The 26,348-nt window shown below is 42.3% G+C and carries 27 protein-coding genes and 2 pseudogenes; 16 read left to right on the top strand and 13 right to left on the bottom strand.

What is annotated here, in order from left to right:
• The first annotated feature begins 13 nt into the window (after window positions 1–13).
• The 9 genes and pseudogenes from H6G86_RS10960 to H6G86_RS10925 all read left to right on the top strand — a co-directional run bounded on the left by H6G86_RS10960 (window position 14) and on the right by H6G86_RS10925 (window position 10,937).
• Window positions 14–352 carry a 2Fe-2S iron-sulfur cluster-binding protein gene (locus tag H6G86_RS10960; protein ID WP_163927518.1) on the top strand — a complete coding sequence of 113 codons (339 nt, stop codon included), beginning with the start codon at window positions 14–16 and terminating at the stop codon, window positions 350–352.
• Window positions 353–368: 16 nt separating this feature from the next.
• Complete coding sequence (locus H6G86_RS10955) at window positions 369–773, top strand: hypothetical protein (RefSeq protein ID WP_190934334.1); 405 nt, start codon at window positions 369–371, stop codon at window positions 771–773.
• A 113-nt stretch (window positions 774–886) separates the two neighbouring features.
• Window positions 887–2,896 (top strand): glycine oxidase ThiO, encoded by a 2,010-nt coding sequence (gene thiO / locus H6G86_RS10950; protein WP_190934333.1) that lies wholly within the window; start codon window positions 887–889, stop codon window positions 2,894–2,896.
• Window positions 2,897–3,183: 287 nt separating this feature from the next.
• Window positions 3,184–3,363: a photosystem II assembly protein Psb34 gene (psb34, locus tag H6G86_RS10945; protein ID WP_163927515.1), complete on the top strand. Its 180-nt coding sequence runs from the start codon at window positions 3,184–3,186 to the stop codon at window positions 3,361–3,363.
• A 387-nt stretch (window positions 3,364–3,750) separates the two neighbouring features.
• Window positions 3,751–5,913, top strand: a complete 2,163-nt coding sequence (locus H6G86_RS10940) for a tetratricopeptide repeat protein (protein WP_190934332.1) — start codon at window positions 3,751–3,753, stop codon at window positions 5,911–5,913.
• A 547-nt stretch (window positions 5,914–6,460) separates the two neighbouring features.
• The gene (locus H6G86_RS10935) at window positions 6,461–7,174 is read left to right on the top strand and encodes a conjugal transfer protein TrbI (RefSeq protein ID WP_190934331.1); all 714 of its coding nucleotides are present in this window, start codon (window positions 6,461–6,463) and stop codon (window positions 7,172–7,174) included.
• Between the two features lie 295 nt (window positions 7,175–7,469).
• Window positions 7,470–8,495 (top strand): annotated as a pseudogene (locus H6G86_RS40150) (right-handed parallel beta-helix repeat-containing protein); the annotation flags it as partial.
• A 366-nt stretch (window positions 8,496–8,861) separates the two neighbouring features.
• Window positions 8,862–9,479 (top strand): annotated as a pseudogene (locus tag H6G86_RS10930) (S-layer homology domain-containing protein); the annotation flags it as partial.
• A 36-nt stretch (window positions 9,480–9,515) separates the two neighbouring features.
• Entirely contained in the window at window positions 9,516–10,937 is a 1,422-nt protein-coding gene (locus H6G86_RS10925; RefSeq protein WP_190934330.1) for a cobyrinic acid a,c-diamide synthase CobB, read from the top strand.
• A 170-nt stretch (window positions 10,938–11,107) separates the two neighbouring features.
• Here H6G86_RS10925 and H6G86_RS10920 read toward each other — a convergent pair whose 3' ends face one another.
• Window positions 11,108–11,545 (bottom strand): cyclic nucleotide-binding domain-containing protein, encoded by a 438-nt coding sequence (locus H6G86_RS10920; RefSeq protein ID WP_012410401.1) that lies wholly within the window; start codon window positions 11,543–11,545, stop codon window positions 11,108–11,110.
• Between the two features lie 699 nt (window positions 11,546–12,244).
• Between H6G86_RS10920 and H6G86_RS10915 the strand changes: the two genes are divergently transcribed.
• Both H6G86_RS10915 and H6G86_RS10910 read left to right on the top strand, forming a co-directional pair.
• Entirely contained in the window at window positions 12,245–12,919 is a 675-nt protein-coding gene (locus H6G86_RS10915) for a cadmium resistance transporter (RefSeq protein ID WP_190934329.1), read from the top strand.
• Window positions 12,920–13,273: 354 nt separating this feature from the next.
• Window positions 13,274–13,945, top strand: coding sequence for a pentapeptide repeat-containing protein (locus tag H6G86_RS10910; RefSeq protein WP_190934328.1), 672 nt, complete (start codon window positions 13,274–13,276; stop codon window positions 13,943–13,945).
• A 75-nt stretch (window positions 13,946–14,020) separates the two neighbouring features.
• Here the strand turns inward: H6G86_RS10910 and H6G86_RS10905 are convergent, their stop codons facing one another.
• The 3 genes from H6G86_RS10905 to H6G86_RS10895 are packed head-to-tail and all read right to left on the bottom strand — an operon-like array spanning window position 14,021 to window position 17,970.
• Window positions 14,021–16,459 (bottom strand): single-stranded-DNA-specific exonuclease RecJ, encoded by a 2,439-nt coding sequence (locus tag H6G86_RS10905; protein WP_190934327.1) that lies wholly within the window; start codon window positions 16,457–16,459, stop codon window positions 14,021–14,023.
• Window positions 16,460–16,462: 3 nt separating this feature from the next.
• On the bottom strand, window positions 16,463–17,104 hold the full coding sequence (locus H6G86_RS10900) for a GNAT family N-acetyltransferase (RefSeq protein WP_190934326.1): 642 nt from the start codon (window positions 17,102–17,104) through the stop codon (window positions 16,463–16,465).
• A 53-nt stretch (window positions 17,105–17,157) separates the two neighbouring features.
• A complete protein-coding gene (locus H6G86_RS10895; protein WP_190934325.1) occupies window positions 17,158–17,970 on the bottom strand; it encodes a PD-(D/E)XK nuclease family protein in 813 nt (270 codons plus the stop codon).
• Window positions 17,971–18,401: 431 nt separating this feature from the next.
• Between H6G86_RS10895 and H6G86_RS40145 the strand changes: the two genes are divergently transcribed.
• Complete coding sequence (locus H6G86_RS40145) at window positions 18,402–18,662, top strand: WD40 domain-containing protein (RefSeq protein ID WP_520449431.1); 261 nt, start codon at window positions 18,402–18,404, stop codon at window positions 18,660–18,662.
• 218 nt (window positions 18,663–18,880) lie between these two features.
• On the opposite strand, the gene H6G86_RS10885 is transcribed toward H6G86_RS40145, so the two are convergent.
• Together H6G86_RS10885 and def are read right to left on the bottom strand one after the other, a co-directional pair.
• Window positions 18,881–19,084, bottom strand: coding sequence for a hypothetical protein (locus H6G86_RS10885; RefSeq protein WP_163936482.1), 204 nt, complete (start codon window positions 19,082–19,084; stop codon window positions 18,881–18,883).
• 10 nt (window positions 19,085–19,094) lie between these two features.
• Entirely contained in the window at window positions 19,095–19,658 is a 564-nt protein-coding gene (def, locus tag H6G86_RS10880) for a peptide deformylase (protein ID WP_190934324.1), read from the bottom strand.
• 158 nt (window positions 19,659–19,816) lie between these two features.
• Between def and H6G86_RS10875 the strand changes: the two genes are divergently transcribed.
• Both H6G86_RS10875 and H6G86_RS10870 read left to right on the top strand, forming a co-directional pair.
• Window positions 19,817–20,719, top strand: a complete 903-nt coding sequence (locus H6G86_RS10875; RefSeq protein WP_114081867.1) for a cell division protein FtsX — start codon at window positions 19,817–19,819, stop codon at window positions 20,717–20,719.
• 172 nt (window positions 20,720–20,891) lie between these two features.
• Window positions 20,892–21,701: a DUF3598 family protein gene (locus H6G86_RS10870; protein ID WP_190934385.1), complete on the top strand. Its 810-nt coding sequence runs from the start codon at window positions 20,892–20,894 to the stop codon at window positions 21,699–21,701.
• A gap of 69 nt (window positions 21,702–21,770) precedes the next feature.
• Here the strand turns inward: H6G86_RS10870 and H6G86_RS10865 are convergent, their stop codons facing one another.
• From H6G86_RS10865 to H6G86_RS39970, 3 genes are all read right to left on the bottom strand, one after another.
• Entirely contained in the window at window positions 21,771–22,238 is a 468-nt protein-coding gene (locus H6G86_RS10865; protein WP_190934323.1) for a PIN domain-containing protein, read from the bottom strand.
• On the bottom strand, window positions 22,235–22,483 hold the full coding sequence (locus H6G86_RS10860; RefSeq protein WP_190934322.1) for a UPF0175 family protein: 249 nt from the start codon (window positions 22,481–22,483) through the stop codon (window positions 22,235–22,237). The genes H6G86_RS10865 and H6G86_RS10860 overlap by 4 nt, the downstream gene beginning before the upstream one ends.
• A 109-nt stretch (window positions 22,484–22,592) precedes the next feature.
• Window positions 22,593–22,709: a hypothetical protein gene (locus H6G86_RS39970; RefSeq protein ID WP_369009467.1), complete on the bottom strand. Its 117-nt coding sequence runs from the start codon at window positions 22,707–22,709 to the stop codon at window positions 22,593–22,595.
• Window positions 22,710–22,765: 56 nt separating this feature from the next.
• On the opposite strand from H6G86_RS39970, the gene H6G86_RS10855 reads away from it, so the two are divergent.
• A complete protein-coding gene (locus H6G86_RS10855; RefSeq protein ID WP_190934321.1) occupies window positions 22,766–22,939 on the top strand; it encodes a hypothetical protein in 174 nt (57 codons plus the stop codon).
• A gap of 35 nt (window positions 22,940–22,974) precedes the next feature.
• Here the strand turns inward: H6G86_RS10855 and H6G86_RS10850 are convergent, their stop codons facing one another.
• The 3 genes from H6G86_RS10850 to aat all read right to left on the bottom strand — a co-directional run bounded on the left by H6G86_RS10850 (window position 22,975) and on the right by aat (window position 25,460).
• Entirely contained in the window at window positions 22,975–23,529 is a 555-nt protein-coding gene (locus tag H6G86_RS10850; RefSeq protein ID WP_190934320.1) for a hypothetical protein, read from the bottom strand.
• Between the two features lie 5 nt (window positions 23,530–23,534).
• Window positions 23,535–24,806 carry an RNA/DNA-binding domain-containing protein gene (locus H6G86_RS10845; RefSeq protein ID WP_190934319.1) on the bottom strand — a complete coding sequence of 424 codons (1,272 nt, stop codon included), beginning with the start codon at window positions 24,804–24,806 and terminating at the stop codon, window positions 23,535–23,537.
• Between the two features lie 75 nt (window positions 24,807–24,881).
• Window positions 24,882–25,460 carry a leucyl/phenylalanyl-tRNA--protein transferase gene (gene aat, locus H6G86_RS10840; protein ID WP_190934318.1) on the bottom strand — a complete coding sequence of 193 codons (579 nt, stop codon included), beginning with the start codon at window positions 25,458–25,460 and terminating at the stop codon, window positions 24,882–24,884.
• 101 nt (window positions 25,461–25,561) lie between these two features.
• On the opposite strand from aat, the gene H6G86_RS10835 reads away from it, so the two are divergent.
• Window positions 25,562–25,891: a DUF8822 family protein gene (locus H6G86_RS10835; RefSeq protein ID WP_012410384.1), complete on the top strand. Its 330-nt coding sequence runs from the start codon at window positions 25,562–25,564 to the stop codon at window positions 25,889–25,891.
• 133 nt (window positions 25,892–26,024) lie between these two features.
• Here H6G86_RS10835 and rpsN read toward each other — a convergent pair whose 3' ends face one another.
• Window positions 26,025–26,327 (bottom strand): 30S ribosomal protein S14, encoded by a 303-nt coding sequence (gene rpsN, locus H6G86_RS10830; RefSeq protein ID WP_114081875.1) that lies wholly within the window; start codon window positions 26,325–26,327, stop codon window positions 26,025–26,027.
• Window positions 26,328–26,348: the final 21 nt, after the last annotated feature.

The raw sequence follows: 26,348 nt of genomic DNA, 5'->3' as shown, positions 1-26,348 counted from the left end.
TGGCAATTTAAAAATGCCTAAAGTACTAGCTGAAGGTAAAACAATTCAGTGCGTAAGCGGAAGCAATCTCAGAACAATTTTGCTGCAAAATGGTATTCACCTCTACAATGACGGTGCTAAGGTAATAAACTGTCGGGGCATTGGCAGTTGCGGAACCTGTGCGGTTAAGGTAGAGGGCGAAGTATCAGCAGCGAATTGGCGCGATCGAGCCCGGCGTTCGCTTCCTCCCCATTCTCCTACAACAGACTTGCGTTTAGCCTGCCAAACTCAGGTTTTAGGCGATGTGAAAGTGACAAAGTTTGATGGATTTTGGGGACAAGGTTCTCGAATAGTGTGGACACCAAAAGGTTAAAAAGGAGTAAGACAAGATGGGTAGATGGACACCCCTAATTTTAATGGCTGGAGGTTTAGCCATTCTGCTTGGTACATTACTAGGCATCAATTTTCCTATGGGCGTGCAAAGCGCTAACGCTCCCAGTGGTAAAGCAGCAAAAGTTCTGCCAGCTAATATCAATGTTAATAGCAGTGCTGGCAGCAAAAATGAAGAAACTGCAACAGAAGGAAACGAAACAACCGAAACAACCGAAACAAACGAAAATAGACGCAGTATTGTAGCCCCAAGACCTGACAACAGAAGCAGTGTTGCTCAGAATCCTTCTGATGACTCAACATCACCTGCTGACAGTACAACAGACGGCAGTACAGATAGTTCCGAAAACACGCCATCCAGCGATTCTAGTCAAGGCAACGAACCAATTCGCGCCTTGTGGTAACGATATATCTGTCTTTAGTTACGAGTTATAAGTTATAAGTTATGAGTTAATTAGTTATGAGTTATTAGTTATGTACTAATGATAAATGGCTAATGATAAATGACTAATGACTAATGACTAGTGAGATCGTAATTATTGGTGGCGGCGTTATTGGTTTAGCGATCGCTATTGAACTAAAAATGCGCGGGACAAACGTCACCGTGCTTTGTCGTGACTTTCAAGCTGCCGCTACCCACGCCGCCGCCGGGATGTTAGCACCAGACGCGGAAAACATTACTAATGAGGCAATGCGTTCATTGTGTTGGCGATCGCGTGCTTTATATCCCGACTGGACAACTAAACTAGAAGAACTAACTGGTTTAAATACTGGCTACCGTGCCTGTGGTATTCTCGCACCCGTCTTTGAAGAGGCGCAAGGGAGCAGGGAGAAGGGAGCAGGGAGCAAGGGGAAGGGGGAAATCTCTCCTCTGCACCCTTCCCACTGCTCTCCTGCCTCTTCCCCGGCTTACTGGTTAAATAAAGAGGCAATTCATCAATATCAGCCAGGATTAGGAGCAGAGGTAGTTGGTGGCTGGTGGTATCCTGAAGATGCACAAGTTGATAATAAGGCTTTAGCTCAAGTATTGCGGACGGCGGCTGAGTGTGTTGGTGTTGAACTCAAAGACGGTATTACAGTAGAAGCATTTTTACAGCAGCAAGGACAAGTGGTTGGCGTGCAAACCAATGTTGGGATAATTCGCGCCGCGCACTATGTTTTAGCTTCAGGTGCTTGGTCAAATGAGTTATTGCCGCTACCTGTGCTACCCAGAAAAGGACAAATGCTGAGTGTACGGGTACCAGAATTTGCGCCGGAAGTGCCCTTAAAGCGGATTTTGTTTGAGCAGAATATTTACATCGTACCAAGACGCGATCGCCTGATTATTGGGGCAACAAGCGAAGATGTTGGCTTCACCCCCAACAACACCCCAGACGGCATTCAAAAATTATTACAAGCTGCCATCCGACTATATCCCCAATTAAAGTATTATCCTATCCAAGAGTTCTGGTGGGGATTTCGCCCAGCCACCCCCGATGAGTTACCCATCCTTGGTACTAGCCACTGTCAAAATTTAACCCTTGCTACAGGTCATTACCGTAACGGGATTCTACTTACACCTGTAACAGCCGTATTGATTGCCGATTTAATCTTAGAACAAAAGCCTGATCCTCTACTTGCTGATTTTCACTATTCGCGCTTCCAATCCGAGCCATCTACCCCCACTCCAATGCTGACTCACTCTGCCAACTTCTCCAACGGGAATCGTCCTGCTATATTCTCCCTCCCAGTTCAAGACTCGCCGCTAATTATTGCTGGCAAAACCTTTCAATCCCGCTTAATGACGGGAACCGGTAAGTATCGCAGCATAGAAGAAATGCAGCAAAGCCTCGCTGCCAGTGATTGCCAGATTGTCACCGTGGCTGTACGACGGGTACAAACCAAGGCCCCCGGACATGAAGGTTTAGCCGAAGCTTTGGATTGGACAAAAATTTGGATGTTGCCCAATACCGCAGGTTGCCAAACTGCTGAAGAAGCGATTCGGGTGGCGCGTTTAGGGCGAGAAATGGCGAAATTGTTAGGGCAGGAAGATAATAATTTTGTCAAGTTAGAAGTGATACCTGACCTTAAGTATTTACTCCCAGACCCAATTGGGACGCTGCAAGCCGCAGAACAACTGGTTAAAGAAGGTTTTGCAGTATTGCCTTATATTAACGCTGACCCCATGTTAGCCAAGCGTTTAGAAGAAGTAGGGTGTGCGACGGTAATGCCTTTGGCATCGCCCATTGGTTCTGGACAAGGGCTAAAAACAACCGCCAACATCCAAATCATCATCGAAAATGCGAATGTGCCAGTGGTGGTAGATGCTGGTATTGGTTCACCCTCAGAAGCTGCTCAAGCAATGGAATTAGGAGCAGATGCTTTATTGATTAATAGTGCGATCGCTCTTTCTGCCAACCCAGCAGCAATGGCTCGTGCCATGAATTTAGCAACAGTCGCCGGTCGCCTAGCATACCTTGCTGGCAGGATGCCGATTAAAGATTACGCCAGTCCTAGTTCGCCTCTCACTGGGACGATTACTAATTAGGGAATGGGGAATGGGGAATGGGGAATGGGGAATGGGGAATGGGGAATGGGGAATGGGGAAAAGGGGACAAGAGGTGAGAACTTGAAACAAGTCTTTCCCCTTATCCCCAATTCTCCTTGTCCTCTTCCCAATGCCCAATGCCCAATGCCCAATGCCCAATGCCCAATTCCCAATTCCCAATTCCCAATTCCCAATTCCCAATAATGTAACGATTTGTCTAGCAGTTTCAGAGCGGATTTAGCATTTATGTAACATTAAATGAAGTATCAAGATAAAGGAATTAATTCATGCCCTATACCAATGAAGAAGGCGGCCTTCTGAATAATTTTGCCCGGGAACCAAAGATTTATCAAGCAGAACCTCCAACACAAGGGCAAAAACGAACTTATCTCATACTAGGAATTGCCGCTACAGCTTTGGTTGTCGGCTTGATTCTAGTCGCCTTCTTCGTTTCTAAGAGCAGTTAATCATAAAATATTTTCAGAAAACTTAATCTTCTTTATCGTTTTTCAGGTTCCGATTTTAAGAGGGGCCTGCTTTTTTATTTTTTGTTAAAATTGAATTAGCCATTAAAGTATATAATTATACTTTTCATGACTGTTTGGCTTGAAGGCTGAATTTATTCTGAGCAACACAACATCTACTTAAAAATAATTTTTATTACAGCAGTTTGCAAATAAGTGAGCTATAAAATGTAGGACTCAAAATCACATATCAAAAATTTCTGCTTCCTACCTCCAGCCTCCAAACCCGTAGCTTTGTACTTCATACAAAAGAAAACTGCTGTATGACTTGAGCCCACTTAGATATACCCAAAACGTTGATATGTACTATGTTTTGGCTTTTTAGCCGCTATGAGCGTGAATGATACTGCACACAACAATAATTCTACTTTGAATCGGCAAGTATACCACCGCCTGAAACTTGCCCTAAGCCTTGGCTTACGACGACAACTTTTTTTAGCAGTATGTGATGATTTACACCTAAGAAATCAGGTAGCAGCTCGCTTGCATTCTACATTGGCTTATCCTGTTGGACAGGTGCTATATCAGTCATCAAATGCCCAAGAAAATAGCACTCCAGCTTATCCGCGCTTAGTCACATTGCGTTTAAATTTAAACGAACCCAATCCCATAGTTCAGATAAATCAATGGTTAGCTAATTATCCACCACCAATTGTTGGAGCATCAAAAGATACCCCTGGAAGACCTTTTCCAGTACCAGCATTTCAGATTGTCGGCGTGGAACATCTCACCAAGGAAACAGTAGCAACACAGCGTTTATTTTTACACTATCTCCGCTTAAGTGAGCAATATTTTTCTACACAAGAATCCAGTCGATTCCTAGAATCTAACTTACTGTTGTGGATACCGCGTCCTTGGTTATCTGCCATCAAGCAATCAGCACCACAGTTTTGGCGTTGCCGGACTGGTGTATTTGTGTTTGCTGGAGAACCCACACCCGCGACTCAAAATGCAGGCTATCCAGAACGTTTTTCACCTTCCAGAAACTTGGATTTAGGGAATATTGAGCAGTCGGTTTTAGATAAATCAGTTAACCAAGCAGAACTCAAAACCCCAACCTCCGAGTTCAAGTTTGAGAATAATTCCGGTTTCCCAGCAGAGATACAAGGGAATGGCATACACAAAACCCAGGAATTTACTAATAGGTCTGGTAGTGGTAAAAATAATCAATCGCTGTTGTCTTTATCTTATGTAAGTAGCGAGTTAACAGAGCTAGTAATCGCAACAATTAACGCAAGTAGGGATAAAAATACTGAAAATTATTTACAACCGCAGCAGATTTTGTTGGAGATTGAAGAATTACACGAAAAGCAAGCTTCAGGGGATGTACTGGCAGAAGCTTATCATCGCTTGGGCACTTTATACCGCCTTCGGATTGAGCAAGGAGAGTCAACCCTAGAAAACCTGATGGTGGCAATTATTGCCTATCAGGAGGCTATTAGCTATGACGAAAGCTCACCACAACTTCCAGATATCTTGAATGATTTGGGTACACTCTACTGGATGCTATACCGTACACCACCCAATTCAGAGGAGGGACAAACTTATATAGAGCAGGCAATAGAATTTTATCAGTTGGCATTAAAGATGATTTCACCGCAGACGCATCGGGAAACTTACGCTCGTGTGCAAAATAATTTGGGGACAGCTTATGGTGATTTAGCTCGTTTTTCTCACCCATCTGAAAATTGGCAGGAGGCAATATTAGCTTACAACGAAGCACTCAGCTACCGTACAGCCGATATGGATTCATTAAAGTATGCAGCTTGCCAGAATAATTTGGGTACTGCTTACTGGCATCTAGGGCAATACAACCAACCGATTGTGCATTTAAAGAAAGCGATCGCAGCTTACAACGAAGCACTCGTATACTACAACCCCGAAGAGGAACCGCTCAAGTATGGGATGATTCAAAACAACATCGGCACTGCCTGTTGGAATTTGGCACAATACGAACAACCTGCCCAAAATCTCCAGCTAGCTATTAATGTCTATAGCAAAGCTCTTAAGTATCGCACTCCAGCTAATGTTCCCAGCGCCTGCGCCGCTACACAAAATAATCTCGGTACTGCCTACTGGCACTTAGCGAACCTTTCTCAGACAACTAAAGAGGCACGTCAAAAGTATTTGCAACTATGTATCAGCGCTTATGAAGAGGCTATAGCTTTAGCTCGCTCACTTAGCGGTACTCCTTTAAGCTTTGACTTGCTTGCCTCTTATAATAACTTGGCACTAGCACATTATCAGCTAGTAATAGATAAGTCGTTTAATGGTGACAAAGCAACACATTCTCAACACTTAGAAGTAGCTTTAGACTACCATTTGCAAGCCTTAAACGGATTGAGCAAACAATCAGAGGCTTATCAAACAACCTTCACTTATGTGGTGAAAACTATTCGTGCTTTTCATAATGAATTAGGGATACAAGGACAAACTCTAGCTTTATCTAAAGTTCCTAGTCAGTTGTTACCAGAGATTTTGTCAAAGTTATAAGGTATTGAGGAGTAACTTGATATCAACTTGATAATTACTCAGAGCATCAAGTAAGGTTATCTGGCTAAGTAGATGCTCTCACTTTTTCGGGTATCTCTATTTCATAACTTTTGTGGATAATAAAAAATTAAAACCCGCCAGCGCAGGTTTCGTTTGTATGGTTCTGTGACTATCAGTACCGCAGATAAATCATTCGTTAAGAAAACGAAAATATTTCCCAATTTCTAGCAAATCAATTTAAAATGGAAGCAAGAGTTCGCAGTTAGCCCATCGCCTCTATTTAAGGGCTTAGATATGTGGACATAAGTAATAAAACAACCTTTAGGAACAAGATGATACTCGTTTACGCCGCATAAATGTCTTGCCTCTGATTTGAGTAACCCACATTAGCAGGATACTAATTCAGAGTTGCGATCGCACAGGCTCCCATAATAAAAAGTACTTTTATCTTCGGAATACGCTTATAGACAGGTTTAAAAACAGTCAGAAACAAACTCAGTAAATCACCGTCATCAAATACATCACATACACAAAGGACAACCCTCTTATGGCTCGCTCACATCAATGGAAATCTAGAACTGCTGCACTAATGGCAATAGCCGTTACCGCAAGCGTCGCTAGCCCCCTATTAAGCTTGGCTCCTGCCAATGCACAATATAGAATTGGGCAAGACAGAAATACTCAATATGGAAATGTTACCATTCCTTCTGGGGTTGCTTTTCCTGTCACCTACGAGAAAGAGACTATTACTATTGCTCCTGGGGAAAGTAAATCTATAACCTTGAGAATAGCCAATGACATTATCGACAGAAATAGAAATGTCTTAATTCCTGCTGGAACTAAAGTAAATGGACGGCTAGAATCTGTTGACTTAGATAATTATTCAAGAAATACAGATGACAACCAAGGAAAAGGCGTGCGGTTTGTCGCTCAAGAATTAGAATTTTCTAATGGTCAGCGTCAGTCGATTAATGCAACTTCTCGGACATACACCACAACTCAAAAAGTTTCACAGGGCCCTAGCACTGGTCAGGTTTTAACTGATGCAGCTATTGGTGGAGGTGCTGGTCTTTTAGGTTCACTAATTACTGGTAACAACAGAATAGATGATTTAAAACCTGTTATTGGTGCGGCTGCGGGTGCAGGTGCAAGTGTCCTATTACGGAAAAAAGAAGCAAATGTGTTTGTCATCAGACCCGCACAAGATTTAAGGCTCACACTGAATTCTAATTTGAATTTAGTACCACGCTCGCGCTACTAGATTTAACTCTATTCAAGTTGTGACTTTAATCACCCCTCATAGGCGATCGCCACTTTAACTAGAGTGTGCGATCGCCTTCATTTTTAGACCTAAAAAATTCTATTTAATAGCAACTATCATATCTCTATATCGTCTTCATCACCATCGATATTTATTGGAATACTTATTGAAGTATGCTATTGAAGGAAAGAGCTAGGAAAGTCATCTCTATTTTATTCTCTATCTAAAAGAGTATTCAAAATTACCTAATATCCTGATACTTTTTCTCAAGTAGTGTATAAAAGAGCATTTTATTATGGTAAGTAAAGGTTTCATTTTAAGCACATCTCTTGCAATTCCCGTGGTGTTAATTCTTTTGACTCAGGGAGAAAAGATAAAAGTATCTTTAGTTGAAAATGCCCCTCAGATATCCACTAACAACGAAATTAGCCTATCCAGCAACAAGCTAATTAGCGCGAATTCAACACCGAAAACATACTATGTTAGTGGTAATGGAAACGACAAAAATAGCGGACTTTCTACTTCATCCGCATTTAGAACAATTCAGAAAGCAGCAGACCTTACCAACCCAGGTGATACAGTATTGATTATGAATGGAGTCTACAAAAATGTAGCCAAAGCTTTGAGTGTAGTAAGTATTAAACGTTCTGGAACTGCAAATGCATGGATTAGGTATAAAGCATATCCTGGACATTTCCCAAAAATTCAGCACAATACATGGAACGGTGTTCTGATTTCAAGTGGTGCTTCATATATTGAGATCAACGGACTGGAGGTTATAGGGAATAATGCCAATATAACTCTTGATTATGCGATGAGTGAGAAGACTAACAAACTAAACCCACTCACAAATGGAAACTGCATCAGCATTGACGGACGCACCAGTGGTCATGTTCATCACATCCGTATTCTGAACAATAAAGTGCATGACTGTGGAGGAGCAGGTATTTCAGCGATTCAATCAGATTATGTGACAGTAGATAATAACGTAGTTTTCAATAATGCCTGGTATGGTGTTTATGGTTCTAGTGGTATTTCAATGTTGAATAATTGGAATTCTGACAAAAACCAGGGATATAAAATGTTTGTTACCAACAACAAGGCTTACAACAATCGTATGTACATCCCTTGGATTGCAGTTGGAAAGATCACAGATGGGAATGGTATTATTATTGATACTACAAGAAACGATCAGAATAACTCAAAATTGGGCGCATATCAAGGACGTACATTAGTTAAAAACAATCTTACATTTAATAATGGTGGCTCAGGTATTCATACATTTTTAAGCGAGCATATTGATATTGTAAATAACACTGCTATTTTAAATAATCAAAGTCCAGAAATTAAAGATGGGCAAATATTTGCTAATGTATCATCTGATGTCAGGATTTTAAACAATATTTTATATGCTTTTCCTGGCAAAGATATTAATAGTAACAATAAAAATAAAAACGTTGTTTATGATTACAATATATACCTGAATGCTTCTAAAATAAGTGTTAAGGGAACTCACGATATTGTTGCAGATTCACAGGTTTTAAAAAAGTATCCTACTATCGAAAAAATATCTAATGATTGGAAATCGCGGCTAGATAAACAAAATCCACCAACACGGATTTATGTAGAGTCTAACTCCGCAGGTTTTGTTTGTGAGTCAGTAACTTATAGTTTACAAGGGAAACCAATCCAAGCAGGATGCTCCCCGCTATCTTTAGCTCAAATTGCTTTTTCTGATGTTTCATCTAACTATTGGGCAGCACAATTTATTCAACAATTGTCACAGCGTGGTGTAATTGCTGGATTTCCTGATGGTAGGTTCCGCCCTGAAGAACCGGTGACACGCGCTCAATTTGCCGCTATGGTCAACAAAGCTTTCCCTAAATCACAGCAGAGGCAGGCGATCAATTTTGCTGACGTGCCTAGCAACTATTGGGCATACAGTGCAATTGAGCAAGCCTATACCATTGGTTTTTTATCTGGATATCCCGGTAATCGTTTTCAACCTAACCAGGCTATTCCCCGCCAGCAGGTTTTGGTTTCCCTCGCCAACGGTCTGGGATATACTTCTGGTGGCAATAGCGAAAACACTCTGAAATATTTCAACGATGCCTCTAAGATTGCTAGCTATGCTCGTAGCCCGATCGCAGCCGCAACCCAAAAGCAAATTGTGGTGAACTATCCTAATGTCAAGTCCCTGAATCCAACCGCAACCGCAACTCGCGCCCAGGTAGCAGCTTTTATCTACCAAGCACTGGTTAGTTCTAACCAAGCCTCAGCAATTAACTCGCCTTATGTCGTGTCAAACCTCAGCAATTAACTGCCTAATCAACAATTATCCATGTCTATAATCATTGCTGGAGAACGTAGTGGGGTGGGCAAGACAACAGTCACGCTTACCCTTTTAGCATCTTTACGTCGTCGCGATCGCTTGGTGCAATCTTTCAAGGTAGGCCCAGACTACATCGATCCGATGTTTCATCAACACGTAACTGGTCGTCCTTGTCGCAACTTAGACCCAGTGTTGACTTCAGAAACCTACGTTCAGCAATGTTTTGCCCGTCATAGTCAACTGACTGAATATGCCCTAGTAGAAGGGGTAATGGGATTATTTGATGGAATTTCGTCATTGGTCATTAGTTCTTTGTCTTCTGCAAATGACAAAGGACTAATGACTAATGACAAAGGACAAATTACTGACTTTGCAAGTACGGCACACATTGCACGGCTTTTAGATTTACCTGTGGTGTTGGTGATTGATTGCAGTCGCTTGTCTGGTTCTGTCGCTGCAATCGCTCACGGCTACCAATCTATTGACCCCCGAATTAAAATAGCTGGGGTAGTATTAAACCGCGTGGGAAGCGATCGCCACCTCTCTCTCCTCAAAGATGCCCTAAAACCCTTACAATTACCTATTCTCGGCGTGCTGCGCCGTCAAGATAATATCACAATTCCCGATCGCCATTTGGGTTTAGTACCCACAGCAGAACTTCCCGAACTCAATGCTTTAATTGATCGCCTCGCCGATTTAGGAGATACTTGCTTCGATTGGCAAAACTTATTGCCCCTGTTAAAATCACAACCTCTGCCTCCTCCCCCTAATCTGCCTCATTCTCCCTCCTCGATCAGAATTGCAGTTGCCCGCGATCGCGCTTTTAATTTTTATTACCAAGACAATCTCGATTTGCTACAACAACTTGGTGCAGAACTGGTTTTCTGGAGTCCATTAGAAGATGCTGCAATACCAAAAGATGTCCAGGGAATGTATTTTGGGGGAGGTTTCCCAGAAGTTTTTGCCCAGCAACTAGCAGAAAATACCAGCGTTCGTGATGGAGTGAAAACAGCAATTCTGGAAGGAATGCCTGCGATCGCTGAATGCGGAGGATTAATGTATTTATGTGAGCAAATTATCGATTTTGAGGGTAAATCTTGGGCGATGACGGGAGTTTTACCAACATCTGCTGTCATGGGTGCGCGTCTAACTTTGGGCTATCGTCGTGCAGTAGCTTTGCAAGATAATCTGTTAGTGAAGGCAGGTACAACTGTTCACGGACATGAATTTCATCGTTCCCATTTAACCTTAACTCCCACTAAGCCCCTATTTGAAACTTCTCGCTACGATTGTGACGAAAATATGGGATGCGAGGGATGGGGTTTTCCTGCAAATGTTCATGCTTCTTATGTGCATTTGCATTGGGGAGAAAGTAGAGAAATTCCCGAACAGTTTCTTAAAAAATGTAGAACTTATACCATTTCTTTGTGAGGCTGCGCTAAACCCTTTTAACTTCTTTCTTTGTGTCCTTTGCGTCCTACCCTGCGGGAAGCCGCTCCGCGTCTATGCGGTTCGTTATTCTTAAATATGATTTAGCGCATCTTCAGACAACGTGAGTTCGACGGAGTGAATTGACTGTGGTAGGAGGCTTTGGGTTTAATTCAACGTGAGTTCGATAAATTCATATCGTCATTTAACTTACGAATCAGACGGGATAACTCACGAATGATATTCACCGCAATTTCAGGAGTTTCTTCGATCGCATCATACAATTGCTCTTGCGTCAGTTCCAAAAATTCGCAAGGTTCCAAAGTTGTTGCAGAGGCAGAACGAGGTTGAGTATCAAATACTGCCATCTCACCAAAGTATTTTCCCTGTTCCACCTCTGCAAGCATTTTATTGCCGATGTGAACTTTAACCCGGCCTGACACGACAATATAAAGCGATCGCCCTTCTTCTCCTTGGCGAAAGATGGTGTAATTAGCTGGAAATGACAGTTCGTTCATCACTGAAGTGAGCCGCACAATAAAATCATCCCGCAATTCCTTAAAAATCGGGACTCGCCGGACAAATAATAAACGGTCAACACTGGTTAGCATAATTACAAGTTAAACATAAAACATTACTGTAAATTTTAAACCTGAAGGCAGAGCGCAATTAGTCATATTAACCGATGTTGAACGCTAGCCGCCAAGAATATCTCAAACTTTAGCCTGTCTTTGATCTGACTTTCCACATAACGTGAAAAGTCCACCAAAAACCTAACCCCCTTCCCGCGTCGGGAAGGGGGAAAATTCAAAGTCTCTCTCCTTAAAGGAAGAAAGAAATAGAAGAGAGGTTTTCCAGATGCCGTGAAAAGTCAGGTCTTTGATAGGAGCGATGCCTACGGCGGTAAACTACGCTCTTAAACTTCTCAGATACTAACTCAGTATGAAACGCAACCAACTGCCAGTCTGTTTTGTTAAAAACCTTGCCAGCCCCGCTAAAGCAACACCTATAAAATAGACTGTTTATCAATCACCTTTATTTATCGTTTTAAAAAACAAGAGTATTTGCTCTTATTGGGTTGCAAGCCATAATATTGACTTCATGAGCTCCCAAGGTACCTTGCTGAGAAAAAAATCACCAATTTGATTAGAGGCAATCGCCTGTAAAAACTGGGGAACTGGCTGATGACTAGCGAACCTCAATCGGTTGTCGTTAGGTAAAACAGTCGCAAAATCTCCTTATCTACCCTCACCGCGAGGTGCAGAGAAGGACTAGGACATAACAGCATTGAATTATCGTGAGCAACAATTATGAGTTGGCTAATTAGTACATTATTTATTGGGATATCTGTCGCTTTTGCAACTACCTTTGACGACAATTTATATTTGACAGCTTTTTTTGGAAAAGTCAATCGCAGCTTTCGTCCTAAGCATATTATTATCGGTGAATTTCTGGGATTTACTACCTTAGTGTGCGCTAGTCTCCCTGGTTTCTTCGGTGGTCTTCTGATTCCTAGCACCTGGATTGGATTACTAGGTTTGCTTCCCATTGCTATTGGTATCAGTAATTTCATCAGTCGAGAAGAAGAAGGAGAGACAGTGCAAGCTGTGTCAGTTGAGTTAAAGTCTCCTGTCAAATCTGAACGCCAGAATAAATCATTATTAGCAACCATCCGCGATCCTCAAACCTACCGCGTTTCTGCTGTCACCATTGCCAATGGAGGAAACAACATTGGGATCTATGTACCTTTGTTTGCTAGTAGCAATCTTCCAAGTTTGAGTGTAATTTTGTGTGTTTGTTATTTCAGTATTGGAGTGTGGTGTTTCCTGTCTTACAACCTGACTCGTAATCCTCTGATGACTCCCGTTTTAACCCGCTTCGGCCGAAAAGTCTTCCCATTTGTCTTAATTTACCTGGGACTATCTATCTTAATTAAGAGTGAATCATATCGACTGTTACCTAATCTGGCAATGCTTTCTAATTAGGCATTACACCCGAACTGAAAACTGTTTACCTGGGAATGCCATGTCTACGATGGTCACTGACTTGTACTGAGTGCAGTCGAAGCATACCACTTCATAAAAGCAAGCTACGTGCAGCGTCTCGTCGAGAAGTGCAGGCTACGCCTACGCAGATGGGTGCTATTCCCTGACATAACCAAACAATTACCCAATCGTTTCCCATCCAAAAAGATTTTTTTAATCACTTGAATTTATCAACTTGAATCAAAATAATATTTGATCTTATCAATCAATTTATCTAAAGTGAGAATAAAGCACATTATTGATGGCTCTTATAAAAGCAAACCCACTACTACGAATAATGATAGGAAGGAACTCATGAATCAATCAAATTCCAAAAAATTAACTCGGTGGATTGTAACAGTAGTATTTCTGGTACTTGTCGCAGGATTTTCGCTCCTTGATCAGCCAGCAGTTAAAGCTCAAACATTAACAACATCCATACCTACTGAGTCTGAATTAGCTCCAGTCACATCTCCGGTTACACCGCCAATGGAGTCTGAACTAGCTCCAGTCATACCTCCGGTTACATCGCCAATGGAATCTGTAACTTCCCCAGTTATACCTCCAGTTGTATCTGTAGCAACAAATGTTAGACATTTATTACAAACCAATGAATGTGTCGGATGTAACCTAACTGGAGCAATGCTTAAGGATGCAAACCTGCAAGCGGCTAATTTGGAGGGTGCTAACTTACAAAATGCAGACTTAGAAAGGGCTAACCTACAGCAAACAAACTTAAAAGGGGCAAACTTTCAAGGAGCAGATTTAGGTAAGGTAAACCTTTTGGGAGCAAACCTGTTAGGAGCAAACCTATTTGATGCAGACTTAGAAAAAGCAAACCTGTTGGGAGCAAATCTGCAAATGGCTAACCTACAGGGCGCAGACTTGGAAAAGACAAATCTCACAAATGCAAACATCCAGGGGGTTAACCTGATGGGGGTTGATTTGGAAGGTGCTATCAGACCTGAAGGATTCACTGTTCAGTAATTAAACTGAAGTTCTGAGTAAATTTAATAAAAACCCTCAAAAGCCTGATTCAGTAATGAATACAGGCTTTTATTTTTAAAGATTTGTACTCATATAATTGTCGGAATTTGCGATCGCCACAATAGTAGATAAAGGCACGTCAGCAAAATACTGTTGCTGAAATTGTTCTTCTCGGACAGCAGCTAAAAATTTTGCCACCGCTTCATCAGCAAGGTTTTCTGCCCTATCACTCGAATGCCAGGTAATTTGTAAATAATTGTCTTGTCGTTTGACTGTGAACCCTAAATGTTTTAAGGCTTTGATTCCTACAAGTAAAGTTTGATCGCTGATGCCGATTTTCTCTAAAAGTTGGACGCGCGTAACTAGTTGATTTGTGCGGCTGAGATATTTGGCAATTCCGACAAGAGTCAGCCAAATTTGATTGGGTGGTTGGTGGTTGGGTTTAGACCAAGCGATCGCTAATTGTTGTTGATTGGAAACCGTAGATGCAGAGCGGCTTATCGCTAAACATCGCCGCAACCATAGACGTAAATTATCCCAACTCGTGGGACAATCTTCAAGAATCAACGCTAAGTCCTGAGTTGTGTTAGCCCTAGCCTGTGAGTGTTCCCGATTCCGTAAGTCTAAGATGAGTGGTGAGTGTTGAGTGTTCAGTGCTGAGTTAACACTCGGACGCACGGCAATTAATCTGATTTCATAACGTTTTTTAAAGGTATTGTAGTCCAGTTCAGCTATGCAATCACACCTTCCTATGGGCAATTCATCTTTGTAGTGTCCCCACCATAAGCCAGGAAAAGCACTTCTGCCGGAATCATCCCGAATGTCAAACTCAGTTTTAATGTACTGTACCTTCTTCCCTTGCCAATCCTGCTGATTACGATGCCAGGCATTTTCAAACCAACAGTTTTGAATGAGCAATTTCGGAACAGCATTACCCATTCCACAAGGTTCTAGCACTTTCAGTTCTAAAAATAACTCTTTCCCCAAGTCTGCAACTGTCACCGTCAAGTCTGCTTGCACCGTTGGCGTTAGGGTTGTACTACCTAAAGATTGCCGCAACTGCTGATTAATCGCTGCTGCAAATAAAGGAATATTCTCTACTAACAAACTCAACCCAGCTGCAAAGGGATGTCCGCCAAAGCGATGTAACAAATGTGCTTGGTCTTTTACCAGTTGGTATAAATCTACAGAATTCACCGAACGGGCAGAACCACGGGCTAGGGATTGGGGACTTGTACTGAGCGCAGCCTCTCGTAGAGAAGTATTAGGGATTGGGGATTGAGAAAATTCTTCCTCTGTTCCCAGTCCTTCTGTACTTAACAAAATCGTTGGGCGACCTGTTTCTTGTGCTACTTGTCCGGCAACTAAGCCCAACACACCCGCAGGCCATTGGGCATCTTCTAGGACAATGACGCTGGTGGTTGATAAGTCTAATTGAGTAAGTTTTTGTGCTACTTGCGCTTGTACATCTTTTTGCAAAGATTTGCGCCTGGTGTTTGCGAGTTCTGTAACTTCGGCTAATTCGTTACAACGTTTGACATCTCGACTGGTTAATAATTCAACGCAAAAACTGGCATCACCTTGGATGCGGCTGACAGCGTTAATTCTTGGCCCCAAACCAAAGGAAATATCTGTGGGGCGATCGCCACTTTTCTGGCACAATTCTAATAATCGCCCCACTCCCGGACGACGACGCGCTGCTGGTGGCTGTTTAAAATCTTCTTGTAGTCGTTGAATTCCCAACTGCGCCAAATAACGACAATCTCCACTTAATTGCACTAAGTCGGCAATTAATCCTACTGCTACTAAATCTAATAAATCCTCTAACGGATGTTTTGCAACATTAGGCAGACTTTGATATAGTGCCTCCACTAACTTATAAGCTACCGCTACCCCAGAAAGATTAAATAGCTGATGTTCTCTTGAAAAATAGCGGGGATTGATAATTGCTGCGACGGGTGGGCGTTCAGTTGGTAAAGTATGATGGTCTGTAACTATTACATCTATGCCTAGCTGTTTAGCGTAGATAATTTCCTCAATATTTGTGCTGCCAGTATCGCAAGTAACAATTAATTTACAACCTTGTTTTGCTAAGTTATCAATCCCTTGATTATTGAGACCGTGAGATTCTTTCAGGCGATTGGGAATATAGAAAATTAACTGAGTATTTTGTTTAAAAAATTGCCCTAATCCATCCCAAAGTACAGATGTAGCAGTAATCCCATCAGCATCAAAGTCTCCCCAAATAGCAATTTTTTCTTTGGCGTTATATGCTTGTTGCAACCGTGCGATCGCTAAGTCCATTTCTTGCCCAAACTCAAAGGGACTCGCTGGTTGATAAGCTTTATAGTTAATAAAAGCTGTTAATTGTTGATTATCTTTAATTCCCCGTTGCCACAACAATTGTGCTGCATATATTCCACTTGATGTGGGTGTATGCTGCTTCACCGCTTGGATGAACCATTCCGGGGGTTGTTCGGTTGCTATTATAGTCCACTGCTGTTGTTCTGGCATTGTTTAAATCGGGGATTGATCCTCAGTTATTTGAGATTCACCTGCTAGGGGATTAAGAATTACTTCATTAGCGACGCTCTCAGCTTTACGGGCGCGAATTGCCGGACGCGATCGCTTGTAACCTGCTCTTTCAGCTTTTTGGTGTTCGTAATCAATTAATCTGCCATAATATTCATGCTTGCTTAAATTCATCGACAAGAAAATATGCTGGCGAGTATTACCAAAACCCTTGCGGTTAAAAAACTTTAAGGCTGAAGTATTGGTGGGATCGGTATCTACCAGCATAAACCGCGCCCCATCTTCAATCATCCGGGCGACAACTTTATCCACCAACTTGTCTGCTACTCCCCGACGCTGATACTTTGGACTAACTCCCAACCATAAAATATATCCATAAGTCCAGGATGCTTTGGTGATGATAGTTCCCAAAATGAATCCGGCTAATTCTCCGTCTGTTTCAGCCACAAGACAATATTCAGGATCGGTATTGTAAAGTCCAATCACCTCCCATTCATCCCATGTGCGGTATAAATAAGGATATAAATCGCTGGTAAATAACCCTTCTCCCAAGTGGTAAACGGGAGCAATGTCATCAATTCCTAATTCGCGGACATAAATGGCTTCAGTTTCGTCAAAAGTTGACATAAATTTAGAAGTTGTGATTTTTTTATATCCCTATTGGACTTGACAAACATCCTTTAATGTATGGGGTTGAGTGAGACTTCTTGAATGCTGTCAAAATTTGGCAATGAGTCTTTCACTGCTTCTTCAGAAACTTGTGTGCGATCGCACCGTTTGGCAAACTGACAATAATCACAGGTTTTGCTACCCTCTACCACTTGAGGAAACTGCTGGTTATTTTGGTAATCTTCCAGCCAATTAGTTAACTGACTTAACAATTGATTAAGTTTCTTTGCTATTTTTGTGTGTTGAACAGTATTGTAATTAAATTTAATATTTTGCGGCTTACCCTCAGATTGGACAAACCAGTAAGTCATGGAAATATTTTCTGGCGAATAATCGCTAGTTTCTGCCAATACATACAGATAAAGCCGTGTTTGCCAGTTGGACTCTAACTCGCGTTTATTGGGTGGTTTAGGATAAGTTTTCCAGTCGAGAATTTGCGCTTGTTGGTTATCTGCAATCAATAAATCATAGACAACCGTCAGCAAATAATTCTGAACTTGCAGGGTGCGGTAGTGTTCACTCTCACGGAAAGTTTGATTATCAGATGCAGCCGTTAAAATTTCAGGTGCTGCATCAGCAAAACCTAGCATCCAGCTTTGCAGTTTAGCATCTGCTTGCAAAAAACTGTCAATTGGCAAACCCATTTCTCGCTGCTGCATTAGCAAGTGAAAACGACTACCCAAAGTTTGCCGTTCTTCTTGTTCTGGATTTGAGGGCGAATTGAGTTTTTCTAGATAGGTATGTTGAAATTTACGCGGACAAGCTTCTAGTAAGTTGAGTTGTCCTTGAGACAGTCGCAGTAGTTGAGTGGGAGTTAACAGCATTCTTCTATTTTAGAAGTTAAAAGGGCGAATGACCTCCGCCCTGGCTCTAAGTTGACACCCAAACACTAACTGCTATAGTTCTCATATCTGTTATTTCAACTCTTCATCATCTGCCTTATCTTGGTGATTAGAATATTTCGTTTTTCCTTGGGACTTGATGGAGCCAAGCAATCAAGCGCGAGTTAGTTTACCTAGAATAATTGCTAGATGATATTGTGCGTCCCTTGCCCAAAAGGGAAGTACTTGAAGCACTCGCTAATTGAACAAAGAACTGCATTTTCACCCTCCACTCTGTGGTGATGAAATACATGACTAACCGATTAATTGAACAGGTTTATCACAAAGTTACTACTGGGGATATTAGGCTATTTATAAGCCATTTACTTGTGCTGGACATAACGGTTCGGTAAAATCAGTTACCTTCAGTCCCGATGGTCAAACCCGATGGTCAAATTTTAGCTAGTGGCAGTGAAGACCAAACAGTAAAGTTATGGGATCTCCACACGGTAAAATGCTTTAAAAATTTACAGGGAAATACCAATAGAGTCAGGTCAGTTGCCTTTAGTCCCGATGGTCAAACCTTAATTTGTGGTAGCCAAGATGAGACAATTAAAGTTTGGGATGTATTGACAGGTGAGTGCCTAAAAATACTGCGTAGGCGTAGCTCTTCTCTACGAGAGGCTACGCCCTAAGCGTAGCTATTTACGGCTGCGCTCAGGAACCACTCGTCGTAGACATCGCCAAAACCCTACGAAAGAATGAATATCACTGGCGTGACAAGGTTAACCGCAGCACAGGTAGTAACGCTGAAAGCTTTAGGGGCAGTGGAAGATCCAGGGTAAAAATAAAAGGTAAAAGAATGAATTTTGCCTTTCCCTTCATCCTTTTACCTTTTTTATGTACCTGATGCTTATTTCATGTTAGCCCTTGCGTCCTTCACTGCGGCAAAGAAAAAGAATCCGGTGAGTGGAATGCTCAATGCGAGGATAATCGCCGTGACTTGGAAACCCAAATCTGGTTGTCCGTAACTGAGTTCAAAAATCGAACCAACAGCTGCGATCGCACTTACACAAGAACCACCCAGAAATAAACTGCTTTTTGGAGTTAAATACACTACTAGCCCCCTATGCTATTGGTTTCACCGCTTGATACGAGAAGCCATTTTTAGATAGCTCCTGGGCTAAAGTCAAGGAGTTTTCTACACGGTCTACAAATACCACACCGTTGAGGTGATCCATCTCGTGCTGAATGCAGCGTCCTAAAAGGGTATTAGCCTTTAATGTTCGAGGACGACCATATTCGTCTTTATAGGCTATCTCCACGACTTCAGGACGCTTTACGTCTAGATATACGTTAGGAATGCTTAAGCATCCTTCTTCGGCAACAGAGATGTCACGGCTGACTTGTTTAATGGTGGGGTTAATCAACACCAAAGGCGGATTAGCTGCGTTCTCTGGTTCCAGGTCGATGACAATTAGTTGTTTGTGAATTCCCACTTGGGGGGCAGCCAAACCAATGCCATCTTTGCTGTACATAGTTTGCAGCATTTCCCGCACCATCCGGCGAAGTTCGTCATCTACTTTAGAAACCCGCTTTGCAGCTTGACGCAGCACGCGATCGCCTAAATAATGAAGCTCCAAAGGTGGATTTTTTAACTTTTTTTTCTCTACAGCAATTTCAGAAGGCATGAGTCTCAATGGCTAGTGGTGAAAATTCTTACTATTTTCATTCTATCAAGTTGGGGAATGGGGAGTGGGGAATTGGGAATGGGGAATGGGGAATGGGGAATTGGGAATGGGGAATTGGGAATTATTAATTACGAATTACGAATTACGAATTACGAATTATGTTTAAGTCTTTTACGAAACTAGACTATCTGCTTAAAGAAACTTTCCTCGGTTTGCTGCGGGGAGGTTGGATGAATTGGGCAGCTGTAAGTACTGTGACAGTGTTACTGTTTTTATTTGGTTTGAGTTTGCAAACCTCTTGGCAAGTCGAAAAACTACTCTATCAGTTCGGTAGTCAGCTAGAAGTGTCAGTTTATCTTGAACCGGATGCACGTGCCGAAAATATTGAGCCACTGATCGCAAAAATGCCAGAGGTCGCGGCGATGCAAACCATTACCAAAGAGCAAGCTTGGACTAAGTTAGTTAAGGAAATGAGAATTTCTGATATTGAGGGTGCTACACAGCAGCTAGGTGAGAATCCCTTGGTTGACGAGATGAAGGTGAAAGCACGTAATTCTCAAGTTGTACCAACTTTAGCAACGCAACTGGCTAAGTTGCCGGGAGTTGAGACGGTGGAGTATATCGATGAAGCAGTTAAACGTATTGCCCAGTTGCACCGAGGGCTGAACTGGATTACTTTAACAATTACAATTATTCTGACCCTAACAGCGATCGCAGTGACTACAACCACAATTCGGTTGATTGTCATGGCGCGACGGCAAGAAATTGAAATTATGCAACTAGTGGGAGCAACCTCAGCTTGGATTTACCTGCCGTTTATTTTACAAGGAATTGCTTTTGGTTTAGTTGGTGGTGCGATCGCTTGGAGTTTCATTTCTGTGATTCAACAGTTTCTTGGTAAATTGCTAGCCAATCAACCTGAGTTTATTCAAGTTATCAGCAATGGTGTGCAACTCACTCCAGCCCAAGTTTTACTATTACCCTTGATTCTCTTGAGTTTCGGTGCAGCTGTAGGATTAATGGGGAGCTTATTTGCAGTCCGAAGTTTTGCTAAAGGATAGTCATTTGTCCTTTGTCATTTGAACTCGGAACTTCGACCTTTTAACTTAAAATTTTCAAGTTTTTAAAAGAACAACTCAAGTTTGGGATTGAACGAATATGAAATTAATCCTACATATCAACTTAACAAGGCTAATCAAATGACCAATGACAAATGACAAAGGACAAATCTTTATGAAATCGCAATGGGAATGTTTTCTGCAAAATCTTGGTGTATGGGAAGGTTCATTTACCAATTTTTCTCCCCAAGGTACGCTTTTGAACGATACTTCTAGCCGTCTTTGTCTAGAAGGTTTGAACAATAACCAGACAGTACGCCTAACTCTGAGTCGTTCGGGAAAGGATGATGTAATCAGAGAATTTAGGTCTGTGGGAGGGGGTTTGCTATTTTTTGAAAATGGTTCATTTTCTGAAGGTTTAATTCAGCTAGGGCCATTTTCCGAATTTGGTGGAGAACTCGCTTTTGTTCATGAAAATCGCCGCTTACGTCTGGTACAACTGTTTGATAAAAATGGTCATCTAAATGGACTAACTCTCATTCGAGAACATCTAGCTGGAACCTTAGTAGCAGAACGTCCCCCTTTGCAGATACATGACTTGTTAGGAGAATGGCGAGGACAAGCTGTGACAATCTATCGAGATTTGCGATCGCCTGATATTTACTCTACAACTTTAAAAATACAACTTGATGATGCTGGGCGATTAATTCAAAGTACTTCTTTTGGCGATCGCACAATTACCTCAACTGCTACTATCAAAGGTTCCATCGTTCTCTTTGACCAAGATCCCCAAAAGCAAGTACAAGTATTATTGTTACCTGATGGCGCTTCTGCAACTTCTCCTCTCAAGGTACAATTACGTCAACCCTTATTTCTAGAAGCGGGTTGGTTAATCCAGACAAATCTGCGCCAGAGGATGATTCGCAGCTATAACGACAAAGGCGAATGGGTTAGTCTGACATTAGTTACTGAAGAAAGGGTGTAAAGGAAAGGATTTGTGAGTGCGATCGCACTATCTCATGAGACATCACACTTCATTTACCATATTTAAAACCTAATTGTATAGGGCTGGAGAAACTCTAAACTCTGATGTAGTAATTAAGGCATCCATCAACGGTTTGACAGCAACTATGAGATTTTGGTGTTTCGCCTCAATCAAAATACCCAGCAATCCAGTAATCCTTAATCCTAGGCGATTAGCTTCTGCTCGACTTCGACGTTCATCAATCAATAGCAAATCAGCACTCAGTTCTAAAGTAAGGGCGATCGCCTCAGACTCTCCAGGATCTAATTTCACCTCATCTCGAAGGCGTTCAACAATCTCACGGCTTGCAACTTTTCGAACTTCCAGCCAAGAAGTAGTTTGAACTTCAGAGGTTCCAGGAACTGGAGGATCGATATCGGTAAGCTCACAATATACTGCTTCGGGAATGGTGACTTGAGTGTAGAGTTGAGCTAGAAGTTGCAAGTGTTGAATTGCTGCCAAATTTGTGATTGCCGACGTATCGCTGATAACAATCACAGCCTTCCCAGCTCTCGCAGGTTTTTCAAATCCAATTCAAAGTCCTCAACGTCGTAGGAGTAGAGAGGGATGTTTCGCTGCTTGAGGAGTTGGCCAAAGGTATTGGGTTGCATATCCGCTAGCTGACTGGAGTAGCCTATCGTTAAGCGTCCTGTCTGGAATAGGAATAACGCAATTTCTTGACAAAACTCGCTTGGGGTAAGCTGAGATGCTTGTAGAATTTCGTCTGAGATTACAACACTCATAACAAGGCTAATTTACCGATTGTATCTTTAGGGTAGCCCAAGAAACCTCAAACTACGTTACGGTGCAGTAGGTTTGTTAGACTGCGATCGCTTTTGTTAGCCTGCACCGTTAATCCCCTCTGATTTCGACTAACGCTTCACCAAATCGCAAAAGCTTTAATGCTTCTGGCAGTGTTGAATTCAGAATCTCTTTCAATCGGTGATTTGACGTATTGCCACACGTCAACCAGATAACTTGTGGCGGTGTTCCAAAACGATCAACTAAGTCAGTAAAGTCACTGGATGACTCTTATAGCCCTCGCTGCCTCGAAAATCTCAGTATCTTCGGCATCTCTCAACCCAATATCACGCAAAGCTAATGCGGTTATGCCGAATGTGATGGTGATCCAAGTTGCAATTGCAGGTCACAGATGTGCATCTATCCAGATCGTCATGCGACCAAAACGGGATGATTGAGCTTACGTGAAGCGTACAGAAGTGCTGCTTTCAGATCATCCGCTTCTAGCATTTTGACTAACTATCTCGGTTGCAATATATTTCTGACGTGGATGATTAGGTTGATGAGGATAGAAGTAGTTAATACGACCTGACGCAATCAAGGCGCGAATTATTTTTAGAAGATATTGCTTTTTACGTTGTAAAAGAGTTTCAAGATCATTAACTCCTAGTGGAGCTAATGCACATATTTGTACTATGACTGTTTCTAATGTTAGGCGATTCACTCGAGGATGATCCCGGATAATTGTACCTAGCTGCATCAGTTCATTCCAAATATTTATTGGAATAGTTTCTTGTTTGCTGGGCAATATAACAGTATTTATAGGCATTCGAGTTCCAGATGTAACCTGTGAACTTAACTCGTAACAAGCGTAACGCCCTCCGCTAACCATTTGTAAAAACTGTCGATTACGAAGACCAACGAGTACTTTAGATATGTCAGCTGGATGCTGACCAGTTAATCTAGTTAGTGTTGCATTATCAACATAGCCGTGGTGCTTGGCATGAACCAAGGCTAATTGCTCTGCTTCATTCCACTGTGAACTCAAATTCTTTAGCCAACGACGATCCTCGGTAGAAAGTAAGTGAGCCTGACGAAGCTGTAATGCAAATTCGTATCCTCTGTTCCGGCATCAATTTTGGGCATTTCTAACCCCAATTCACGCCATGCTCGGATAATTTTTGGGATGCCAGTTCCCGCCTCTTCAGCTAATCCAATTAGACGAAACATACGGACTAATTCAGGGTTACGCGGATCAGAACGATCACCGTGAAGAAGATCAAATTCAGAAATACGAGAACTTCCAGGGTTCCGAAAGAGAAACCCGCTAGGTGTGCGGACAATAAGTGATGCTTCTGGTACAGCATAATCAGCGTGGACAAGAAGATTTATAAGTGCCTCACGTAGCACAATATGGACAGGGCTTTCCTCAATTCGTGTTGCTCCCTGCAACTGAAAGGCTGTAGCTAAACCTGTTGTTAGACGAAGATAAATATTCTCAAAAGCACCAAATAAATGTCCTTCCCACGGAACGCGATCGTCCCAGCGCTTATCGGGATCATCTTCAGTTAGTACCATTCTATAGTCGATAAGATGACGTGATCGCCACTCCCTAATACCCTTATCCGTTCCCAGTAAGAGCAATCCTGCAACAGTTAAGCCCTCCTTTGCAGTTCCTCTCTCACGACCATAACCGCCTATTGCTGACAGAAAGCGGACATCATCATAGGTATTACGCGGTTCGCCAGGGTGAAGGGTTTGATCTAATCGCCGATATCGTGTTAATGCATTTTGATCTATATCATCCAAGTTAAATCCGGGCAAAATCGCGGAGTCTGCACCGACATCTGACGCTTCACGCATCATCCGGTCTACTTCTGGCTTAGTACAGTGATGATCGCCAGTGTGGCGTCTCACATAAGTACCATTATATGGGTTGCCATTGATATAGACAGGACGTTGTTGACGTGGCGCTTCTGCCACACGGATAACAAGTATTTCCTTCCCATCTAAACTTTCAATCCGTGCATCCTGTGCGTTACAAATTGGGTAATTAATTTTTTGAGGATTACGCAACATGTTGTAGAAATCATCCAACATTTTGGACGGGTTAGAAAGCCCTTCAACCTCAAGCATATTATTTGACTCTTTGATGCCCAACAGAATCCACCCACCATTGGTATTGGCAAATGCACTGACTGTCTCCCACAGGCTTTTAGGTATACCGCCTTGAGCTAATTTGACTTCGACTTCTAGCGTTTCACTACCTTGCAATCGCTCAATAAGAGTGGCAATCAAGTCAGTAACAGCAATATCCATAGGCATACTTACTTTTGTCCACCCTTGACATGATAATTGCGAGAGTCTAACACAGATGAACAATTATAGACTTTAGTCTGACTAAATTATTAGAGAACAACGACATTGCAACGCTTGCTTGAGTAAAACTTGATACTCCTCATCCTCAACCCGATAAGCACCAAACCTCTCCAAATGTGGATTCATCATTTGGGCATCGAAAAACACAAATTTCCTCTGACGCAACCTTTCCACCAACTTAACCATCGCTACCTTTGAACCTTCGGGAATGCGGTAAAACATCGACTCTCCAATAAAAGCACCGCCAATGACAATCCCCAAAATTCCCCCAGCTAATTCGTCACCTTGCCAAGTTTCAAAACTAAAAGCATAACCATTTTGGTAAAGTAGCCAGTAAATCTTTTCCAATTCCGGTGAAATCCAAGTTATCTCTCTATCGGCACACCCAGCCACCACAGCTTGGAAATCGCGATTAATCGCCACAGTAAACCGTTCTTGATTCAAGACACGCTGTAAAGACTTGGGGTAGCGAAACCGTCCATCCAAAGGAATAAAAGTCCGATCGCGACTTCCGTACCAACTCAGGCGATCGCGCTCATCAGCCATGAGAAAATAGCCTTGTGCATAGCCCTCAACAATAGCGGCGATATCATATTGCATAAATAAATATAAAAAAAACACTAGAGAAACGCAATTTGATGCTAGAAGTCAACCTCAGCGTTCCTCTGCGTTTCCCTCCGCGTCCCTCTGCGTTAAAAAACATGACTCAACCAATCCCACCCATCACCCTACCACCGCCTGAGAATCCGTTACTCGAAGGTGAATGGTTACGAGAACGCTTACAACGGTGGCTAGATACAGAATTTATCCCCGAAGCAGTAAACCAAAATATTGCCCAACGAGCCGCACAGATTTTTGTGCGTCAACGTATGGAAGGAGAAAACGACCTTGGTTCTCTGGTAATTGCCATTGTCACAGAGATGCAGTCGTATGATTTTTCCAATAGCTTTTATGGAGAGTTTGCGATCGCCAACGCCGTCAGCGATCTACTCTTAGAAAGTCTGGGAATTGATAAGTGTTGTGGTCAATAATATTTTGTCATTTGTCATTTGTCCTTTGTCATTTGTTCTTTACCAATGACTAATGACCCTTACGGGTTCGCCAGTCACTCATGGGGGAAACCCCCAAGACCGCGCTGGCTCACTAATGACTAATGACTCTTAACTACCAGCTAGACTTAACAACTCCAGGTAAAAGACCTTCATGCGCCCATTCTCGTAGTACGTTCCGAGAGAGTCCGAAATCGCGGTAAACTCCTCTAGAACGACCAGTCAACCAGCAACGGTTGCGGTGGCGGGTGGGCGCACTATTCCGGGGTAGCTGTTGAATCTTCCGGTGGATTTCTAGCTTATCCAAAGGAGATGCTGCGCTTCTGAACTCATCCAAAAGGGCTTCCCGCTTGTCAGCATACTTTTCTATCAACCTGGTGCGCTTTTTCTCGCGCTCAATCATGCTCTTTTTAGCCATTATTCTCTAACTTCTTTAAAG

This window comes from Nostoc sp. FACHB-133, assembly GCF_014698055.1.
Taxonomy (GTDB): Bacteria; Cyanobacteriota; Cyanobacteriia; order Cyanobacteriales; family Nostocaceae; genus Nostoc.
Note: the sequence above shows the minus strand (reverse complement) of the source record. Positions and strands in the feature narration are given on the sequence as shown.

Bases quoted from the DNA above. Each gene is read 5' to 3' on its own strand.
- H6G86_RS10960 (WP_163927518.1), top strand. From the start codon at position 14: ATGCCTAAAGTACTAGCTGAAGGTAAAACAATTCAGTGCGTAAGCGGA.
- H6G86_RS10955 (WP_190934334.1), top strand. From the start codon at position 369: ATGGGTAGATGGACACCCCTAATTTTAATGGCTGGAGGTTTAGCCATT.
- thiO (WP_190934333.1), top strand. From the start codon at position 887: ATGACTAGTGAGATCGTAATTATTGGTGGCGGCGTTATTGGTTTAGCG.
- psb34 (WP_163927515.1), top strand. From the start codon at position 3,184: ATGCCCTATACCAATGAAGAAGGCGGCCTTCTGAATAATTTTGCCCGG.
- H6G86_RS10940 (WP_190934332.1), top strand. From the start codon at position 3,751: ATGAGCGTGAATGATACTGCACACAACAATAATTCTACTTTGAATCGG.
- H6G86_RS10935 (WP_190934331.1), top strand. From the start codon at position 6,461: ATGGCTCGCTCACATCAATGGAAATCTAGAACTGCTGCACTAATGGCA.
- H6G86_RS10925 (WP_190934330.1), top strand. From the start codon at position 9,516: ATGTCTATAATCATTGCTGGAGAACGTAGTGGGGTGGGCAAGACAACA.
- H6G86_RS10920 (WP_012410401.1), bottom strand. From the start codon at position 11,545: ATGCTAACCAGTGTTGACCGTTTATTATTTGTCCGGCGAGTCCCGATT.
- H6G86_RS10915 (WP_190934329.1), top strand. From the start codon at position 12,245: ATGAGTTGGCTAATTAGTACATTATTTATTGGGATATCTGTCGCTTTT.
- H6G86_RS10910 (WP_190934328.1), top strand. From the start codon at position 13,274: ATGAATCAATCAAATTCCAAAAAATTAACTCGGTGGATTGTAACAGTA.
- H6G86_RS10905 (WP_190934327.1), bottom strand. From the start codon at position 16,459: ATGCCAGAACAACAGCAGTGGACTATAATAGCAACCGAACAACCCCCG.
- H6G86_RS10900 (WP_190934326.1), bottom strand. From the start codon at position 17,104: ATGTCAACTTTTGACGAAACTGAAGCCATTTATGTCCGCGAATTAGGA.
- H6G86_RS10895 (WP_190934325.1), bottom strand. From the start codon at position 17,970: ATGCTGTTAACTCCCACTCAACTACTGCGACTGTCTCAAGGACAACTC.
- H6G86_RS40145 (WP_520449431.1), top strand. From the start codon at position 18,402: ATGGTCAAACCCGATGGTCAAATTTTAGCTAGTGGCAGTGAAGACCAA.
- def (WP_190934324.1), bottom strand. From the start codon at position 19,658: ATGCCTTCTGAAATTGCTGTAGAGAAAAAAAAGTTAAAAAATCCACCT.
- H6G86_RS10875 (WP_114081867.1), top strand. From the start codon at position 19,817: ATGTTTAAGTCTTTTACGAAACTAGACTATCTGCTTAAAGAAACTTTC.
- H6G86_RS10870 (WP_190934385.1), top strand. From the start codon at position 20,892: ATGAAATCGCAATGGGAATGTTTTCTGCAAAATCTTGGTGTATGGGAA.
- H6G86_RS10860 (WP_190934322.1), bottom strand. From the start codon at position 22,483: ATGAGTGTTGTAATCTCAGACGAAATTCTACAAGCATCTCAGCTTACC.
- H6G86_RS10855 (WP_190934321.1), top strand. From the start codon at position 22,766: ATGACTCTTATAGCCCTCGCTGCCTCGAAAATCTCAGTATCTTCGGCA.
- H6G86_RS10845 (WP_190934319.1), bottom strand. From the start codon at position 24,806: ATGCCTATGGATATTGCTGTTACTGACTTGATTGCCACTCTTATTGAG.
- aat (WP_190934318.1), bottom strand. From the start codon at position 25,460: ATGCAATATGATATCGCCGCTATTGTTGAGGGCTATGCACAAGGCTAT.
- H6G86_RS10835 (WP_012410384.1), top strand. From the start codon at position 25,562: ATGACTCAACCAATCCCACCCATCACCCTACCACCGCCTGAGAATCCG.
- rpsN (WP_114081875.1), bottom strand. From the start codon at position 26,327: ATGGCTAAAAAGAGCATGATTGAGCGCGAGAAAAAGCGCACCAGGTTG.